Genomic DNA, 15,976 nt, shown 5'->3' on the forward strand with positions numbered 1-15,976 from the left:
CCGCTGCATTCGCGCCGGTCGTCACATTATCACGGCTTACGGGCCGCCTGCGATCCCTGGCCGGTCAGCCGGTCGAGCGAACGGGCAAGCGAGTTTTCCACGACGGTATCGATTGCGTCGATCGCGGCTGGTGGTACCGGCCGGCGGCGCGCCAGCGCGACCGCGCGGCGCGTCATCAGCGCGTAGAGCGCAGCGTGGTCGCCGCCGAGTCCTTCGAGTAGCGCAAGCTGCTTTTCGACGACGCTGGTATCGCCACGCGAAACCGGTCCGGCCAGCGCACCCGGCAAGCCCTTGTCGCCGGCGGTCTGGATCGTGCCGGCGAGCATCGGCAGCACGGCGCGCAACGCGTCGTCTTCGTTGAAACCGAGCGTGCGCCACAGTTCGACGCACTCCGCGAGGCCGCACAACGCGAAGCTCGCCGCGTAGTGCGCGGCCGCGTGATACAGCATGCGGCCGCCCGGTGGAATCGAGAGCGGATGGCAGCGCAGCGCGCCCGCCAGTGCGACGAGCGCGTCCTTCAGCGCGCCGTCGGCTTCGATCGAGACGGAACATCCGGCGATGCGCTCGATATCTGCGAGGTTTCCGCCGAACAGGTACAGTGGATGAAAGCCACCGATCAAAGCGCCCTGATCGCGTGCCGGCGCCAGCAGATCGACGGGCGAAGCGCCGCTGCAATGCACGAGCGCCCATGCACCGGAGCAGCCCTGCGCAGCGGAATCGAAGCGCACTGTGTGGGCTGTCGTACCGATACTGTCATCAGGGACGGCTAAAAAGACGATATCGGCTGCGTCGACAACCTGCTGCGGGTGGTCGTACGCGGCGCAATGCCCGATCTGACCTGCAAGCGTCTGCGCGGAATCGCGCGAGCGGCTTGCGATTGCGGTGACCGGATAGCCGGCGCGCGAGAAGCCGTGCGCGAGACAGTGCGCGAGCCGGCCCGCACCGACGAAGCCCAGACGCGGCAATGGGGGCAGAGACATGATTTTCAGCTCCGGACAGAACAATGACGGAACGGCGAGTATCGCATTCATCACGACGCCGGCTCGCGTCGGCACCTTGCCAGCAAAGGACGTGAACCGGTTTCATGCGCGCCGGGCATTCTTCAGATCAGTACGTGGCGAATATGACAGGCCGTCGTATGTATCTGACAGGGGATTGCCGTCGGGTCCGAAAACTGCTCACAATGAATCCGTACATCAGATTTTCCGGCAGTCCCCGTTGTTGTTTCTTCTGTAGCGCAGCCAGATTTTCGGGAGGTACACGATGAGTATTTTTTCTTACCGAAAGCACTTGCGGTTTCTGACACACTCACAGCGGCGCCGCTGGTGGGATCAAAAGAAGCGGCTGACACCACGCGTACAGATTAGCGGCGCTTATGTACCACCCAGCGTCTCACGGGAATTTACGTATGTGAAGGTCGGTTGACGACACGCTGACTTCGAACCGGTGCCCGGCGTTTCTGCCGGGCACTTTGCGTTTACGGCCATCGCGCGGCCACCGCGCGAACGAAAATCGATGCGCGAAGGCAACGGAATCGTGCGGCAGCTGCAGCGAATTTGTAATTAAACATTACCGATGTGACCGGTAAGCTTGCAACGCGACCGGTAAAAATGTCGCCGGTCATGATCGACGTGCCGCAAACCCTTGATTTTCGAAAGGGAAGCGGACATATGTATGACGTGAGGCACGCAGGCGCTCTGCGCGTTTGCATCCGTCATTGCAATTTGCAACAAATACCCCCGACGCTGCGAAGCCTTTTTCGATACATTGAACTGTAAGGGCTGAGCCCGTCATGCGACCACGCCATAGGGGCGGGGGCGCCAGGAGAAATAGAAGTGAAAAAGATCGTCCCGTTTATCGTTGCTACCGCGCTTGGCGCGGGGCTTGTGACTGCTGCTGAAGCACACGTGTCAATCGGTGTCGGTATCGGCATTCCAGCCTATCCGGTCTACTCCGCGCCGCCGCCCGTGTACTATTCGCCCCCGCCGGTTGTGTATGCGCCGCCGCCCGTGGTCTATGCGCCGCCGCCGGTTGTCGTCGGTGGATATTATGGATACGGCCGGCCTTACTATCATCACGGCTATTACCGCCGTGGTTACTACGGCCCGCGTTACTGATACCGCACACGTGCCGCCCCACGCGATATGATGTGAGCGCGGCTCTACGGTGAGGTTTCGTGAACGGCGCAACGCCGGCTTGAACGCCGCGTTGCGCCGTTTTCATATGCGCATCGGCCGGTCGATATAGCGACACGCGCTTCGCGTTCCAAAACACGATCGAAGCTGGGACAATGGGCGCCTGTGCAACCAACCACGCCCCGCGTCCTTCCGCCGATGCAAGCGCTTCCTGTTCCAACCTATGACGATGTCGTCGACGCCGCCGCGCGTATCGAAGGCATCGCGCACCGCACACCTGTTCTCACGTCGACTACCGCGAACGAGCGCACAGGTGCGTCGATCTTCTTCAAATGCGAAAACCTGCAGCGCATGGGCGCGTTCAAGTTTCGTGGCGCGTACAACGCGATTTCGCACTTCGATGCAGAACAGCGCAAAGCTGGCGTCCTGACGTTCTCGTCGGGCAATCACGCACAGGCGATTGCGTTGTCCGCGCGTCTGGCTGGCATTCACGCAACGATCATCATGCCGCACGACGCGCCTGCCGCGAAGGTCGCGGCCACCAGAGGATATGGCGGCGAAGTGATCGTCTACGACCGGTACAAGGAAGATCGTGAAGCGATCGGCCGCCGGCTCGCCGAAGAGCGCGGCATGACGTTGATTCCACCGTACGATCATCCGCACGTGATGGCCGGGCAGGGCACGGCCGTCAAGGAACTGATCGAGGAAACAGGCCCGCTCGACATGCTGTTCGTGTGTCTGGGCGGCGGCGGTCTGCTGTCGGGCAGCGCGCTTTCCGCCGCGGCATTGAGCCCGCAATGCCAGATCACCGGCGTCGAGCCGGAGGCGGGCAACGATGGCCAGCAATCGCTCGCACGTGGTGAACGCGTGCGCATCGATGTGCCGAAGACGATCGCCGATGGCGCCGCCACGCAGCAACTCGGCGTCTATACGTTCGAAGTGATTCAGCGCCTCGTGCAACAGATCGTGACGGTCAGCGACGCGCAGCTTGTCGACGCGATGCGCTTTTTCGCGCAGCGGATGAAGATCGTGGTCGAACCGACCGGGTGTCTTGCCGCAGCGGCGGTGCTCAATGGCATCGTGCCCGTGAAGGGCAGGCGCGTAGGCGTCGTGATCAGCGGCGGCAACGTCGATCTCGAACGGCTCGGCCAGTTTCTCGGTTAACCGGCCTCGTGCCCTGTTCAGAAAAGGCGAGCCCACGGCTCGCTTTTTCCGTTGCTAACCGGCCGCCATGCTGCTGGTGTGCACGATCAGATCGCGATATCCGTTCACGATCACGCTGTACGAGAAGTACGCGAAGAGCAGTGCCGACAGCACATGACATGCGCGCAGCAAACCCGAGCCTGCGCGTTTGCGTCCGTGGCTCGCGAGCCCGCAGATAAACACGTTCCAGCACAACCCGCCGAGGAAAAAGCCGCCGAGAAAAACCGGCGCGGTGGTCACGGTCGTCGCACCGGCCCTGGCGATCAGCGCACCGCCCACCGCCGCAAACCACAGGATCGCCGACGGCGACGAGATTGCGAGCAACGTGCCGCGCATGAACCCGCGCCACGCGCTGAGATGCGGTGCGTTCGCATCGGACTCGCCTTCGACCGGCGGCGCTGAAGCAGGGAAGAGCGCTTCGCGCGCCATCTTCCACGTGAGGAACAGCAGGATGGCCGCACCGCCGATCCACACGATCCATCGCACCGATTCGAACTGAAGCAACGCCGCCATGCCGGCGAGCGCAAGCGCTGCATAGATCAGATCGCCGAAACACGAGCCGAGCCCGAGCCAGAAGCCGGGTTTGAATCCGTGCGACAACGTCAGCGAAATAATCGCGACGTTGACGAGACCGATATCGAGGCACAGCGAAAGAGACAGAAAAAACCCGTCCGACAACATTGATAACGCGTGCATCCCTGCCCTTTCCCCGTATTGTTCCTGTCCCACGTCTTCCAGCGACCGTAGGCGAAGTACCGTGTCCGCCGTTAGAGACCGCTTCTTGTCTGTTGTGCCGCGCCGGCTTCAGAGGCCGAGTTCCTGCCACATCGCATCGATGCGCTTCTTGACCGCGTCGTCCATCGCGATGGGGCGGCCCCATTCCCGGTCGGTTTCGCCGGGCCATTTATTGGTCGCATCGAGTCCCATCTTCGAACCGAGCCCCGCAACCGGCGACGCGAAATCCAGATAGTCGATCGGTGTGCGATCGACGAGCACCGTATCGCGCGAAGGGTCGATGCGCGTGGTGATCGCCCAGATCACTTCTTTCCAGTCGCGGATGTTCACGTCTTCATCCACCACGACGATGAACTTCGTATACATGAACTGTCGCAGGAAGCTCCACACGCCGAACATCACCCGTTTGGCATGTCCCGGGTAGCTCTTCTTCATCTGGACGATGGCCATCCGGTAGCTGCATCCTTCGGGCGGCAGATAGAAGTCGGTGATCTCGGTGAACTGCTTCTGCAGGAGCGGCACGAACACTTCGTTGAGCGCGACGCCGAGCACAGCGGGCTCGTCAGGCGGCTTGCCGGTATAGGTCGAATGGTAGATGGCGTCGCGACGCATCGTGATGCGCTCGACGGTAAACACCGGGAACCATTCCTGTTCGTTGTAGTAGCCGGTGTGATCGCCGTACGGACCTTCGAGTGCATGCTCGTAAGCGGCGGAAGCGCCCTTCGACGGACGCGGCGGCGCGCCGGCCGGCGCCGCTTCGGGCGTGCCGGCTTGCGGGTGGATAAAGCCTTCGAGCACGATCTCGGCGCGTGCCGGCACCTGTAGCGTGTCGACGCCGGGCGTGATGCACTTCGCGAGTTCCGTGCGGCCGCCGCGCAGCAATCCTGCGAACTGGTATTCGGAGAGCGTGTCCGGCACCGGCGTCACCGCGCCGAGAATCGTGGCCGGATCGGCGCCAAGCACGACCGCGACCGGATACGGCTTGCCCGGGTTCCGCAGCGCGAACTCGCGGAAATCGAGCGCGCCGCCCCGATGCGCGAGCCAGCGCATGATCAGCTTGTTGCGGCCGATCAGTTGCTGCCGGTAAATACCGAGGTTTTGCCGCGTCTTGTTCGGACCGCGTGTGACGGTCAGTCCCCACGTGATGAGCGGACCGGCGTCGCCGGGCCAGCAGGTCTGGATCGGCAGCTTCGCGAGATCGACGTCGTCGCCTTCCCAGACGATTTCCTGGCAGGGCGGTGAACTGACGGTCTTCGGCGCCATATCCCAGACGGCCCTGGCCAGCGAGAGCAGTTTGCCGGCGTCTTTCAGCCCCCTGGGCGGCTCCGGCTCCTTGAGGGCGGACAGAAGGCGCCCGACGTCGCGCAACGACTCCAGCGCGGCGCTATCGCCGTTTTCAGCGCCGGCATCGATGCCCATGCCGAGCGCCACGCGCCGCGGCGTGCCGAACAGGTTACCTAGAACAGGAAACGCGTGCTGCCGGGTGCTTTCAAACAGCAACGCAGGACCGCCGGTGCGCAGCACGCGATCGCAGATTTCCGTCATTTCGAGAACGGGCGAGATGTGCTGCGGAACGCGGCGAAGCTCGCCGAGCGTCTCGAGGCGACCGACGAAGTCGCGCAGGTCTTTGTATTTCATCGGGTCCTGATCAGGGGCGGCGGCACGCCGCAAGGTGAGGACACGGCAGGCAATCGCCGCGCCAGATCGATTGTCGATTTTACCTGCGTTGGCCAGCGCACGTTGAAGGGCAAATTTGTGACTGCCCGGAAACGCGCTCGCTGCGCGGTTTAGAGGTCACTGAACACCGTTCATTATTACAATTAGTTATAGATTTGACTATTCATAGTGTTGACGATCTATAAAACCCTGCTAGAATCCGTCCACATTGGTTGCAGGGTTTGCACGTTTTAACCATTACCCCCGGTCTTCTGACGCAACGCGTCGCCGTTTGCCGATCCCTGCTCGGTACTTCACGGTCTTGTCTGTTTTCCTCGCCGGCGCCTTTTTCGCGCTGGTTTTTTCGTGTGGGAGCCTCCGCCCGCATGCTGCAAACAGCATGCCGCCGGAACTTTAGATGGGCTCCCCGAACGGTGTATGCCGTTTTCCCGACGCCGCTGCCGCCCCGACCAGAGCGCGCGGCGTCTTGATTCTGCGAATGGCTGTACGTCGGCTTGCCGGCGCGTTCGCCGCTTCATGCAAATTGGGAGATCTGAATGAACGCCTGGTTATCGTGGCGTCCCGACGAGCGTCTCGCGCAGGTTATGCGCGGTGCATTGCGACGTGGGACACGTATGAGTCATCACCTGTTCAGCATTGTCGGTGGTTTTGCCGTCGTGCTGGCACTGGCCTTGTGGCTGATGCCCACCTGGCGCGGCACTCTCGCCGCAAAGCTGATGCCGGTTATTTCCGCTGCAGTGAAGGCGGGTCCGGCCCGTCTGCTGCAAGGCAACCCGCTGCCGTCGTTTGGGCCCGCAACCGGCCAGTCCGACGACAGCCTGTCTTCAAATCAGGCAGTCAGCGTCGACACCGGCAGCAACGGTACGACCGCCAACACCAGTTATGACGGTGCCTTCGATGGCAGCGGCACGGCTGGCCTCAGCGCCGTGGCGCTGAACGGCCTCGATCCGCGTACGTTGCCGACGGTCGGCTCGCTCGCCCGCCTGATTCCGACGCAGCGCGTCTCCGCCGATGCACGCGACGATCGCGTGCTGGTCTCGACCCGCGAGCAGGATCTGGTCGCGTCGTATCTGTCGCGCCGTTATCGCGTCGCTCAGGAGCCCGTCAGCGAGCTCGTGAAGGCCGCGTTCGACACCGGTCGCGAAGTCGGTCTCGATCCGCTGTTGCTGCTGGCTGTCATGGCCATCGAATCCGGTTTCAATCCGTATGCGGAAAGCGGCGTCGGCGCGCAAGGTTTGATGCAGGTCATGTCGAAGGTGCATTCCGACAAGTTCGAGTACTTTGGTGGCCAGAGCGCCGCGCTCGAGCCGTTGACCAACATCAAGGTCGGCGCACTCGTGCTGAAGGATTGCGTGGCGCGCGGCGGTTCGCTGCCGGGCGGACTGCGTCTGTATGTCGGCTCGACGTCGCAGGATGACGGCGGTTATGGCGCCAAGGTAATGGCCGAGCGCGCCCGTCTGCGTGACGTGGCGCGTGGCCGCAAGGTGCCGGTCAACGCACCGCAGGCACCGACCACGACTACCGCATCGACGACGCTGGCTCCGGCCGCGACAACCGCTTCGACGAAGCGCGTACAGGTGACGCTCGACGGCGGGCATCCGCTGACGACGGCCAGGGTCACGACGCCTGCATCGCACGACAAGACGCCGATGCAGGATGACGCAAGTTCCAGCGCGACGAAGCATGTTGCTTCGTCGGAACTGGGCGCCTGATACGTCGCTTGATATGCATTAGATCCGCCAGCGCAGGCTGGGGCGGGCAAGAAAAAGGGCACCTCCTGGAGGTGCCCTTTTTCGTTGCTGCGCGCTTCCCGACGGAGCCCGTGAGGTCAGCCCGGCGTCGGGGTCAGCGATTGAACAACCGGCCGAGCCGCTCGACAGCTTCTTCGAGCTTCGCATACGCTGTCGCATAGGAGAGCCGGATATAGGAGTGCGGCGCGTGCAATCCGAAGTCCATCCCGGGGACCAGCACGACGCCTGCGTCGTGCAGCATCGCCCGGGTGAGCGCGGCGCTGTCGCTCGCGGCGGGGTGGGCGACGTGCGTGCAGTCGGCGTACACATAGAACGCGCCGTCCGGCATCACCGGTACCGAGAAGCCGAGCGACTCGAGCGCGGGCGCGATGAAATCGCGGCGCCGTTTGAATTCGAGGCGACGGCCTTCGTAGATCCTGATCGTGTCGGGTTCGAAGCAGGCGAGTGCGGCATGCTGCGCCAGCGCCGACGCGCAGATAAACAGGTTCTGAGCGAGCTTTTCCAGCGGGCCGACCAGCGCCGGCGGTACGACAAGCCAGCCCAGCCGCCAGCCGGTCATGTTGAAGTACTTCGAGAAGCTGTTGACGGTAATGACGTCGTCGCCGAAAGACAGCGCCGACACCGGCGGCGCGTCGTAACTCAAGCCCTGATAGATTTCATCGACGATCGTAAAGCCGCCGCGCTTGCGGACCGCCTTCACGATGCGTTCGAGTTCGGCAGGTTCGATCGATGTACCGGTCGGGTTCGACGGCGACGCGAGCAGCACGCCGCGCGTGCGATCGTTCCACAGGCGTTCGACGTCGGCCGCGGTTAGCTGGAAGCGCTCCGCGGGGCCGCTCGGCACGAGTACAGCCCGACCTTCGGCAGCGGCGACGAAATGCCGGTTGCAGGGATAAGACGGATCGGGCATCAGCACTTCGTCATCGCGATCGACGAGCGCCGCGCATGCGAGCAGCAACGCCGCCGACGCGCCCGCCGTGACCACGATGCGTGCAGGATCGACGGTAATGCCATAAACCTGCTGGTAATGCGCGGCGATCGCCTCGCGCAACGCAGGCAGACCGAGCGCGTTCGTGTATTGGGTGACGCCGCGCCGCAGCGCGCTGGTGGCGGCCTCGATGACCGGTTCCGGCGCGGTGAAATCGGGCTCGCCGATTCCCATGTGAATGATGTCGCGCCCCTGGCGCTCCAGCAATGCGGCCTCTTTGGCCAGCTCCATCACATAAAACGGCTGGATGGCGTCGACGCGGGCGGCAAGCCGCACCAGTGGTTCAGACAGAGTGTTCATGCGGATACATTCAGTTTCCCAGTGTCGCGACCGGCCGGCGCGGCCCGGGTCGAATCGGGCTGCACGCGTTCCGGCCTCGCTGGATCAGTGCTTGCGGGCGGCCTGTGTCTCGGCGGCGCGCAGTTGTACCGACAGCTTGTCCAGCACGCCATTGACGTACTTGTAGCCGTCCGCGCCACCGAACGTCTTGGCAAGTTCGACGGCTTCGTTGATAACCACGCGATATGGAATATCGACGTGATTCTTCAGTTCGAACGCAGCGACCAGCAGTACCGCGCGTTCGACCGGCGAGAGCTGGTCGATCGGACGGTCGAGGCACGGCATCAGGTCGATCGACAGTGCTTCCGAGTCGCGGATGACGCCGCTCAGCAACGCCTCCAGATGCGCGTGGTCGGCCTTGTCGTAACCTTGCGCGCCGCGCAGCTGCGCGTCGATTTCACCGATAGGCGAGCCCGACAGCAGCCACTGGTAGAGACCTTGCGTGGCCAGTTCGCGGGAACGTCGGCGAGCGCTCTTCATGCCCGTTCCTCTTCGTCTTCCTCGTCTTCATCTTCGTCGTCATCGCCGCCGAGCTGTTCGAGCGCAACCGAGAGGTTTGCCATTTCGACGGCGACACGCGCTGCGTCGCGACCCTTTTCGGTCATGCGCGCGACGGCCTGTTCGTCCGTTTCGGTCGTGAGGACCGCGTTGGCGACGGGAATGCCGAAGTCGAGGCCGATGCGCGTGATGCCGGCGCCGCTTTCGTTCGACACGAGTTCGAAGTGATACGTCTCGCCGCGCACGACAGCGCCGAGCGCGATCAGCGCATCGAACTGGCCGCTCTCCGCCAGCTTTTGCAGCGCGAGCGGGATTTCCAGTGCGCCCGGCACGGTGACGAGCAGCACGTCTTCACCGGTGACGCCGAGGCGTTCGAGTTCTTCGATGCAGGCGTCAGCGAGGCCGTTGCAAACGGGTTCGTTAAAGCGCGACTGCACGATGCCGACGCGCAGGCCGTCACCGTCGAGATTCGGTTGATATTGTCCGATTTCCATTTGAGGTCCGTAGTGTTTGGGATGAACGCGTGTGAGCGGTGAGTTTCCGGATATCAGGCCTGGATGTCCTGCGAGGCCGGGGCGCCAGGCGGGCACGCCGCGATGGCGCCTGGCATGGGCACGAAGCACGTGACTTCGAGGCCATAACCCGACATCGTGCCCAGCTTGCGCGGGTTCGACAGCACCTGCATCTTGCCGACACCCAGTTCGCGCAGGATCTGCGCGCCGATGCCGTACGTCTTGAAATCGACCGGACGGCGCTTGAGTGCCTCAGCACGTTCCTTTTCGTCGAACGCCTTGAAGACGTCGATCAGATGATCCTTCGAGTCGCCACAGTTGAGCAGCACCACCACGCCGAGATCGCGTTCGGCGATTTCCTTCATGGCGGCGTCGAGCGTCCATGAGTGAGTGGATGCGCCCACTTCCAGCAGATCCAGTACCGACAGCGGTTCGTGAACGCGCACCGGGGTTTCGCGATCCGGCGAGGGCGTGCCGCGCACCAGCGCGATATGCGGCGAGCCGCTAGGCTGGTCGAGATACATCACCGCGCGGAACGGGCCGTGCGCGGTTTGCATCGTGCGCTCGCAGATGCGCTCGACGATCGATTCGGTGCGGCTACGGTAATGGATCAGGTCGGCGATCGTGCCGATCTTCAGGTTGTGCTCCTGCGCGAACGCGATGAGGTCGGGCAGACGCGCCATCGTGCCGTCGTCCTTGATGATCTCGCAGATCACCGCGGCGGGCGTGAGGCCCGCGAGCGCCGTGAAATCGCAACCGGCTTCGGTGTGACCGGCGCGCACCAGTACGCCGCCGGGCTGCGCCATGATCGGGAACACGTGGCCGGGCTGCACGATGTGCTCGGCGCGGGCGTCATGCGCGACGGCCGCCGCGATCGTGCGGGCGCGGTCGGCGGCGGAAATGCCGGTTGTCACGCCTTCGGCCGCCTCGATGCTGACCGTGAACGCCGTGCCGTACTGCGTGCCGTTGCGGTATGTCATGAGCGGCAGGTTGAGCTGCTTGCAGCGCTCCTGCGTCAACGTCAGACAGATCAGCCCACGGCCGTAACGGGCCATGAAATTGATCGCTTCCGGTGTGACGAATTCGGCGGCGATCACGAGATCGCCCTCGTTTTCGCGGTCTTCTTCGTCGACGAGAATCACCATCCGGCCGGCCTTCAGTTCGGCGATGATCTCAAGAGTGGAGGCGAGCGTCATGTTGGCGAGATTGTCAGGAAAGCGCGTATTTTACGCCACGCGAGCCCCCGCGTCGCTTCGGCCGGACGGGCCAGGCCATCTGGCCGGGTTTACACGGGGCACGCACGTGTCACCTGGCCATCCGGCTGACTGCCGCCGGTACTCGCACGGCTTTATTCTCGAACCTGGAAATCGGGGAGGGGATTACGTATGTGCGCCGGAATTTGCAGCGCCGGGTCGGTTGAGCACCTGGCCGGGTTCGCGCCAGTTGGGCTCGCTGCCCATGAACCGGTCGAAGTATGCGATCGCGAGGCTGGGCTCCTCGACGATGTTTTCGCGAAACGACTGCCACACGTCGCGGTGCGAGAGCGCGTCGGCCGGCTGGACCTCCAGCGCGCACTCTTCGCGCATCACGTGTTTGAGCGTGCCGATGCAGAACCAGGTGAGCAGGTAGCCTGCCGGCCACCAGCTGGCGATATCGTTCGCCGTGGGTTGCAGGTGCGGGGAGGGCTCCGTGCTCACGTGAACGGCTTTGTCGCGCAGCAGGTCGCGCAGCAGCACGCCGAAGGCGAACTGGAAGTAGTCGGGTGCATTCCGCCGGCGGTAGCCGGCGTGGTGCGAGATCACGTCGAGCCACGCGAAAAACGCGCTGGTGAACTGGCGCTCGTCGATTTCGATGCGCACGCCGTGCCGCTCGCGATATTCGTCGCAGCATTGCTGCAACAACTGGCGGCAGGGCGTGAGCTTCCGCACGTGGTCCCACGTGCCGGATTCCCGCGGGTGAATGCTACTGATCGGCTGGCCCATCAAGGCTCCCGTGCACGCGCGCAAGGATTGCGCACGCAGGTTTCAGCAAAGATGCGTGACGACATGTTCGATTTCGTCGCTCAATGCATCGAGCGGTTCGCGTTCCTTCAGCGCGCGGCGGAACGCGGCTTCGCGCGCGCCGGTCACGTCGGCGAAAAACCGGATTACGGCGTCCGGTTCGGTCACGAGCCCGGTGGGGCAGAGGTCTTTCGCGAGCGAGGCGATCGTCAGCATCAGGAATACGTATGCGTTCGGCTCGGTCACGAGCCACCAGGGCGCGCTCGCATCGGGAAGGACATCGAAGCGCGTACTGCGGATCGGCTGCTGGTCGATCAGCGAGAGGACGAGTTGCGCGCCCACGCGGCACAGCGTGCTACGCGAAGTCGCGGTATCGGCGCAAACCTGGGTCAACTGCGTACCGGGCGCGTGGCGCGACGCGTTCATGGCCTCGAACGCGCTGCTGATGCGATGTTCGAAGATGAGCACGTCGGTGGCGCCGCATTGCATGATCATGCGTTTGGCTGCCGCGTAATACGTCGTCGAAAACTTGCGCAACGTTTTCGCCTGATTGCCCGACTGGCTGAGATAGCCCGTCAGTGCATCGAGCGGAACCGGAGATTTCCAGTGATCCTGGAGCGGCGGCATGGCGTGGCCGGCAAACGACTCGGCAGTTTCGATCAGGCCATCCGCGAGTTGCGCGACGGATTCCAGCGAGAGATGCGAGGGCGCCCTGGAAGTTTGCGTGGCAGGCGAGCGCGTGGTGACGGTGGCAGGCCGGTCGCTCTTGATCGGCCCGGGCACATTGCGTGCCGCATAACGAAGCTGACGCGCACAGTCTCTCAGTGCGAGCCCCAGTTGGCTGATGTCGCGGCTAAGGTGCTGCGGCAAGGGCGATTTCGACTCCATGGGCGTCTCTGGGTTGCAACATTTGAAGTTAAGATAGCACAAGTGTTCAGTCGCAAGACTGACTTTATTCATCATAGGAGCCGAGCTTGGCGAAAGCGAGTATTGCCCCTGAGGCGATCGAAAGCGACGAGCAGAATCCCGCGCGCCGGCTGCGGCTGCGCGCGGCGTGGATGTACTTTGTCGAGGAGATGACGCAGAACGAAATCGCCCTGAAACTCGGTGTCGGGCGCGTGACGGTGGTGCGGTTGCTCGCCGCCGCGCGCGAGCGCAACGAGGTGAAGATTTCGATCGGCGACCGTCTCGCCGAATGCGTCGAGGCCGAGCGTCTGCTTGAAAAGCGCTTCGGGGTCGAGGAGGTCATCGTCGTGCCGCTGTCGTCGCGGGGCGCGGATGCGACCGGCCCGGTGAGCGCGGCGACGGGCGCCTATGTATCGTCGCTCGTGCGGCCCAACATGCGTATTGGCGTGGGCTGGGGGCGCACGCTCGTCAGTTCGCTCGCGTTCATGAACGAGTGCACGGTCGAAGACGTCTCGGTGGTGTCGCTGCTCGGCGGCATCATGAAGGCGCGCAAGTTCAATCCGGCCGAATTCGCGTGGCGCTTTGCTTCGCTGTATCAGGCGGACTGCTACCTGATGACCGCGCCGCTTGTCGTCGACAGCGCGGCCACGCGCGAAACCCTGATCGAGCGCTGCGGGCTCGGCGATATCTTCGAGCTCGCGAAATCGCTGGATGCAGTCGTGCTTGGCGCGGCGGGGACGGGTCCGGACGCGACGGCGCACCTGTCGAAGTTCATCAGCAATGCGGATCGCGCGTCGGTCATCAAGGCGGGCGCGGTCGGTGACCTGCTGTTCAACTTTTTCGACGCGAACGGCGAGCTTGTCGACCATCCGATCAACGAACGCGTGATGTCGGTGCCGCTCGACATCATCAAGAAAGTGCCGGTGCGCGTGCTGGCAGCGGGCGGCGCGAACAAGGTGCAGGCACTGGCCGGCGCCCTGAAGCTGCTGAAACCCACGGTGCTCATCACCGACGAGTACACCGCAAAAGACGTACTCAAGCTCGCAGGCCCGGGCGGAATCGTCTGATTCGCATCTGAAGGCCGTGCAGGCGCCTGGCCATGCTGCCGGCTGGCCGGCTTCTGGAGCCGACGCCTTGGGGTCGAGCCCCGCCGGACCGTTTTCGCGCCTTGGGATGCGGGAGGGTCGTCGCAGTTGAACGGTCCTGCGTTTCCCGAACCGGCCGGTCGCATCTTTCTTGCCGCTCCACAGCGCGGAAATAGCGCGGAGCGCGCCTCCAGACACGCTTGACGCGGCGCATCCCCATCAGCTTCCCATTCCCGCGCGGCGCACCTGCGCACACGCCCGCCCAGCGCACCCATCCGCGCGGATGAACCGCCGGCGAGGCGCTCGCGTCCCGCATCCATCGGCATCAGCCGGCTGTCCCATCAGGCACATCCCTGTGCCCTCACGCCCCCATTTCATCCTGGTCCCTCTACGTCGGGTCCAGGGTAAGTCCCACCCCAAAAAACTCCGTTTTCCTCCAGTCTGCTCTTGGTCTTTTTATGAACATACTGCTATTCTGAAATACATAAGTTCTGTCGTGGCTGTAACAGACGAAAGTCCTCGAACACTTCCCGCGCGTTTCGCGCGCAGCATTTGTGGAGACATGCTCATGCACAACATCACCCCCAGCGGCCTCGCCGCCGACCTCGAAAAGCGCGCCGCGTCTGGCCGCCCAATCCGTATCGGTCTGATCGGCAGCGGCGAGATGGGCACGGATATCGTGACCCAGGTCCGGCAGATGCACGGCCTCGAAATCGGCGCGATCGCCGAGTTGCGTACCGAGGCGGCGTGCGCGGCGGTGAAGGTCGCGAACGGCGCCGACGAGGGCTATCGCGTCGTCGATACGCAAAGCGCGTTGACGCAGGCGATCGAAGCCGGCCACATCGCGATCACCCAGGACGTGAATGCGGTGTGCACGAGCGAGCAGATCGACGTCGTCATCGACGCGACCGGCAAGCCCGCGGTTGGCGCGCAGATCGGTCTCGTCGCGATGGAGCACGGCAAGCATCTGGTGATGATGAACGTCGAGGCGGACGTGACGATCGGCGCGTATCTGCGTCGCGAGGCGGAGCGGCTTGGCGTCGTGTATTCGCTGGGCGCCGGCGACGAACCCAGCTCGACCATCGAGCTGATCCAGTTCGTGAGCGCGCTTGGCTATCCGATCGTCGCGGCCGGCAAGGGCAAGAACAATCCGCTCAACATCGAAGCGACGCCGGACGCCTACATGGAAGAGGCGCGTCGCCGCAACATGAACCCGCGCATGCTCGTGGAATTCGTCGACGGCTCGAAGACGGCCGTCGAGATGGCCGCGATCGGCAACGCGACCGGACTCACGCCGGACGTGCCGGGCATGCACGGGCCGTCCGCGACGCTCGACCAGCTGCACAAGGTGCTGTGCCCGGTGGAAGACGGCGGCATTCTTTCGCGCAAGGGCGTGGTCGATTACACGATCGGCAAGGGTGTGGCGCCGGGTGTGTTCGTCGTCGCCGAGATGGCGCATCCGCGGCTGCGCGAGCGCATGGAAGACCTGCGTCTCGGCGAGGGGCCGTACTACACGTTCTATCGCCCGTATCACCTGACGAGCCTCGAAGTGCCGCTGACGTGCGCGCGCGTCGTGCTCTACGGCCGCGCCGACATGGAGCCGCTACCGGTGCCGGTCGTCGAGGTCTGCGCGGTCGCGAAGAAGGATCTGCAGCCGGGCGAGCGGCTCGATGCGATCGGTGAATACACGTATCGCGCGTGGGCGATGTCGGTGGGCGATGCGCGCGCGCAGGACGCGGTGCCGTGCGGGCTGATCGAGAACGGCCGCGTCACGCAGCCGGTCCGTCGCGGCGAGTTGCTCACGTATCGCAACTGCGCGGTTGATGCCACGTCGCAGATCGTCGCGCTGCGTCGTCGTCAGGATGAGATGGTGTTCGGCAAGGCCGCCGCCGCGGCCTGAGCTTCGATCACGCAGCAGCCATTTTGCATGGGGCCGGAGCAGGTGCCTTGCATGGGACCGGAGTAAGAGCTTTGCATGGGATCAGAGTAAGTGCTTTGCATGGGACCGGAGTAAGACGCTAAAGCGTCAACTCCGGTCGACAGCTAAAGCGCTAACTCTGATCGACAGCTAAAGCGCGAACTCCGGTCGACCGCAAGCGACTTGCATGGGACCGGAGTAACGCGCTAAAGCGCGAACTCCGGTCGAC

At 63.8% G+C, this 15,976-nt stretch carries 14 protein-coding genes; 5 read left to right on the forward strand and 9 right to left on the reverse strand.

What is annotated here, in order from left to right; genetic code table 11:
- Positions 1–29: 29 nt before the first annotated feature.
- Positions 30–980: a Rossmann-like and DUF2520 domain-containing protein gene (locus tag LPA37_RS20295; protein ID WP_228977023.1), complete on the reverse strand. Its 951-nt coding sequence runs from the start codon at positions 978–980 to the stop codon at positions 30–32.
- A gap of 855 nt (positions 981–1,835) precedes the next feature.
- On the opposite strand from LPA37_RS20295, the gene LPA37_RS20300 reads away from it, so the two are divergent.
- Complete coding sequence (locus LPA37_RS20300; RefSeq protein ID WP_229013499.1) at positions 1,836–2,117, forward strand: hypothetical protein; 282 nt, start codon at positions 1,836–1,838, stop codon at positions 2,115–2,117.
- A gap of 216 nt (positions 2,118–2,333) precedes the next feature.
- Positions 2,334–3,299 (forward strand): threo-3-hydroxy-L-aspartate ammonia-lyase, encoded by a 966-nt coding sequence (locus tag LPA37_RS20305; protein WP_228977027.1) that lies wholly within the window; start codon positions 2,334–2,336, stop codon positions 3,297–3,299.
- Positions 3,300–3,353: 54 nt separating this feature from the next.
- Here LPA37_RS20305 and LPA37_RS20310 read toward each other — a convergent pair whose 3' ends face one another.
- Positions 3,354–4,034: a LysE family translocator gene (locus LPA37_RS20310; RefSeq protein ID WP_228977029.1), complete on the reverse strand. Its 681-nt coding sequence runs from the start codon at positions 4,032–4,034 to the stop codon at positions 3,354–3,356.
- 108 nt (positions 4,035–4,142) lie between these two features.
- Positions 4,143–5,711: a UbiD family decarboxylase gene (locus LPA37_RS20315; RefSeq protein WP_228977031.1), complete on the reverse strand. Its 1,569-nt coding sequence runs from the start codon at positions 5,709–5,711 to the stop codon at positions 4,143–4,145.
- 575 nt (positions 5,712–6,286) lie between these two features.
- Between LPA37_RS20315 and LPA37_RS20320 the strand changes: the two genes are divergently transcribed.
- Positions 6,287–7,462, forward strand: coding sequence for a transglycosylase SLT domain-containing protein (locus LPA37_RS20320; protein ID WP_229013501.1), 1,176 nt, complete (start codon positions 6,287–6,289; stop codon positions 7,460–7,462).
- A 133-nt stretch (positions 7,463–7,595) separates the two neighbouring features.
- Here LPA37_RS20320 and LPA37_RS20325 read toward each other — a convergent pair whose 3' ends face one another.
- From LPA37_RS20325 to LPA37_RS20350, 6 genes are all read right to left on the reverse strand, one after another.
- Positions 7,596–8,789 carry a pyridoxal phosphate-dependent aminotransferase gene (locus tag LPA37_RS20325; RefSeq protein WP_228977035.1) on the reverse strand — a complete coding sequence of 398 codons (1,194 nt, stop codon included), beginning with the start codon at positions 8,787–8,789 and terminating at the stop codon, positions 7,596–7,598.
- Positions 8,790–8,873: 84 nt separating this feature from the next.
- Positions 8,874–9,308 carry a transcription antitermination factor NusB gene (nusB, locus tag LPA37_RS20330; RefSeq protein WP_228977037.1) on the reverse strand — a complete coding sequence of 145 codons (435 nt, stop codon included), beginning with the start codon at positions 9,306–9,308 and terminating at the stop codon, positions 8,874–8,876.
- Complete coding sequence (gene ribH / locus LPA37_RS20335; protein WP_228977039.1) at positions 9,305–9,820, reverse strand: 6,7-dimethyl-8-ribityllumazine synthase; 516 nt, start codon at positions 9,818–9,820, stop codon at positions 9,305–9,307. Before ribH ends, nusB begins: the two co-directional genes overlap by 4 nt.
- A gap of 53 nt (positions 9,821–9,873) precedes the next feature.
- Positions 9,874–11,034 (reverse strand): bifunctional 3,4-dihydroxy-2-butanone-4-phosphate synthase/GTP cyclohydrolase II, encoded by a 1,161-nt coding sequence (gene ribBA, locus LPA37_RS20340; protein ID WP_228977042.1) that lies wholly within the window; start codon positions 11,032–11,034, stop codon positions 9,874–9,876.
- A 183-nt stretch (positions 11,035–11,217) separates the two neighbouring features.
- Entirely contained in the window at positions 11,218–11,820 is a 603-nt protein-coding gene (locus LPA37_RS20345; RefSeq protein ID WP_228977044.1) for a hypothetical protein, read from the reverse strand.
- Positions 11,821–11,862: 42 nt separating this feature from the next.
- On the reverse strand, positions 11,863–12,726 hold the full coding sequence (locus tag LPA37_RS20350; protein WP_228977047.1) for a hypothetical protein: 864 nt from the start codon (positions 12,724–12,726) through the stop codon (positions 11,863–11,865).
- A gap of 86 nt (positions 12,727–12,812) precedes the next feature.
- Here LPA37_RS20350 and LPA37_RS20355 point away from each other — a divergent pair, with 86 nt between their 5' ends.
- Positions 12,813–13,811: a sugar-binding transcriptional regulator gene (locus LPA37_RS20355; protein ID WP_229013502.1), complete on the forward strand. Its 999-nt coding sequence runs from the start codon at positions 12,813–12,815 to the stop codon at positions 13,809–13,811.
- Positions 13,812–14,397: 586 nt separating this feature from the next.
- Positions 14,398–15,729 (forward strand): NAD(P)H-dependent oxidoreductase, encoded by a 1,332-nt coding sequence (locus LPA37_RS20360; RefSeq protein ID WP_228977053.1) that lies wholly within the window; start codon positions 14,398–14,400, stop codon positions 15,727–15,729.
- Positions 15,730–15,976 lie beyond the last annotated feature (247 nt).

The organism is Paraburkholderia gardini, from assembly GCF_907164545.1.
Lineage (GTDB): Bacteria > Pseudomonadota > Gammaproteobacteria > Burkholderiales > Burkholderiaceae > Paraburkholderia > Paraburkholderia gardini.

Excerpts from the sequence above, each read along its gene's own strand:
- LPA37_RS20295 (WP_228977023.1), bottom strand. The coding sequence starts at position 980 with ATGTCTCTGCCCCCATTGCCGCGTCTGGGCTTCGTCGGTGCGGGCCGG.
- LPA37_RS20305 (WP_228977027.1), top strand. The coding sequence starts at position 2,334 with ATGCAAGCGCTTCCTGTTCCAACCTATGACGATGTCGTCGACGCCGCC.
- LPA37_RS20310 (WP_228977029.1), bottom strand. The coding sequence starts at position 4,034 with ATGCACGCGTTATCAATGTTGTCGGACGGGTTTTTTCTGTCTCTTTCG.
- LPA37_RS20315 (WP_228977031.1), bottom strand. The coding sequence starts at position 5,711 with ATGAAATACAAAGACCTGCGCGACTTCGTCGGTCGCCTCGAGACGCTC.
- LPA37_RS20320 (WP_229013501.1), top strand. The coding sequence starts at position 6,287 with ATGAACGCCTGGTTATCGTGGCGTCCCGACGAGCGTCTCGCGCAGGTT.
- LPA37_RS20325 (WP_228977035.1), bottom strand. The coding sequence starts at position 8,789 with ATGAACACTCTGTCTGAACCACTGGTGCGGCTTGCCGCCCGCGTCGAC.
- nusB (WP_228977037.1), bottom strand. The coding sequence starts at position 9,308 with ATGAAGAGCGCTCGCCGACGTTCCCGCGAACTGGCCACGCAAGGTCTC.
- ribH (WP_228977039.1), bottom strand. The coding sequence starts at position 9,820 with ATGGAAATCGGACAATATCAACCGAATCTCGACGGTGACGGCCTGCGC.
- ribBA (WP_228977042.1), bottom strand. The coding sequence starts at position 11,034 with ATGACGCTCGCCTCCACTCTTGAGATCATCGCCGAACTGAAGGCCGGC.
- LPA37_RS20345 (WP_228977044.1), bottom strand. The coding sequence starts at position 11,820 with ATGGGCCAGCCGATCAGTAGCATTCACCCGCGGGAATCCGGCACGTGG.
- LPA37_RS20350 (WP_228977047.1), bottom strand. The coding sequence starts at position 12,726 with ATGGAGTCGAAATCGCCCTTGCCGCAGCACCTTAGCCGCGACATCAGC.
- LPA37_RS20360 (WP_228977053.1), top strand. The coding sequence starts at position 14,398 with ATGCACAACATCACCCCCAGCGGCCTCGCCGCCGACCTCGAAAAGCGC.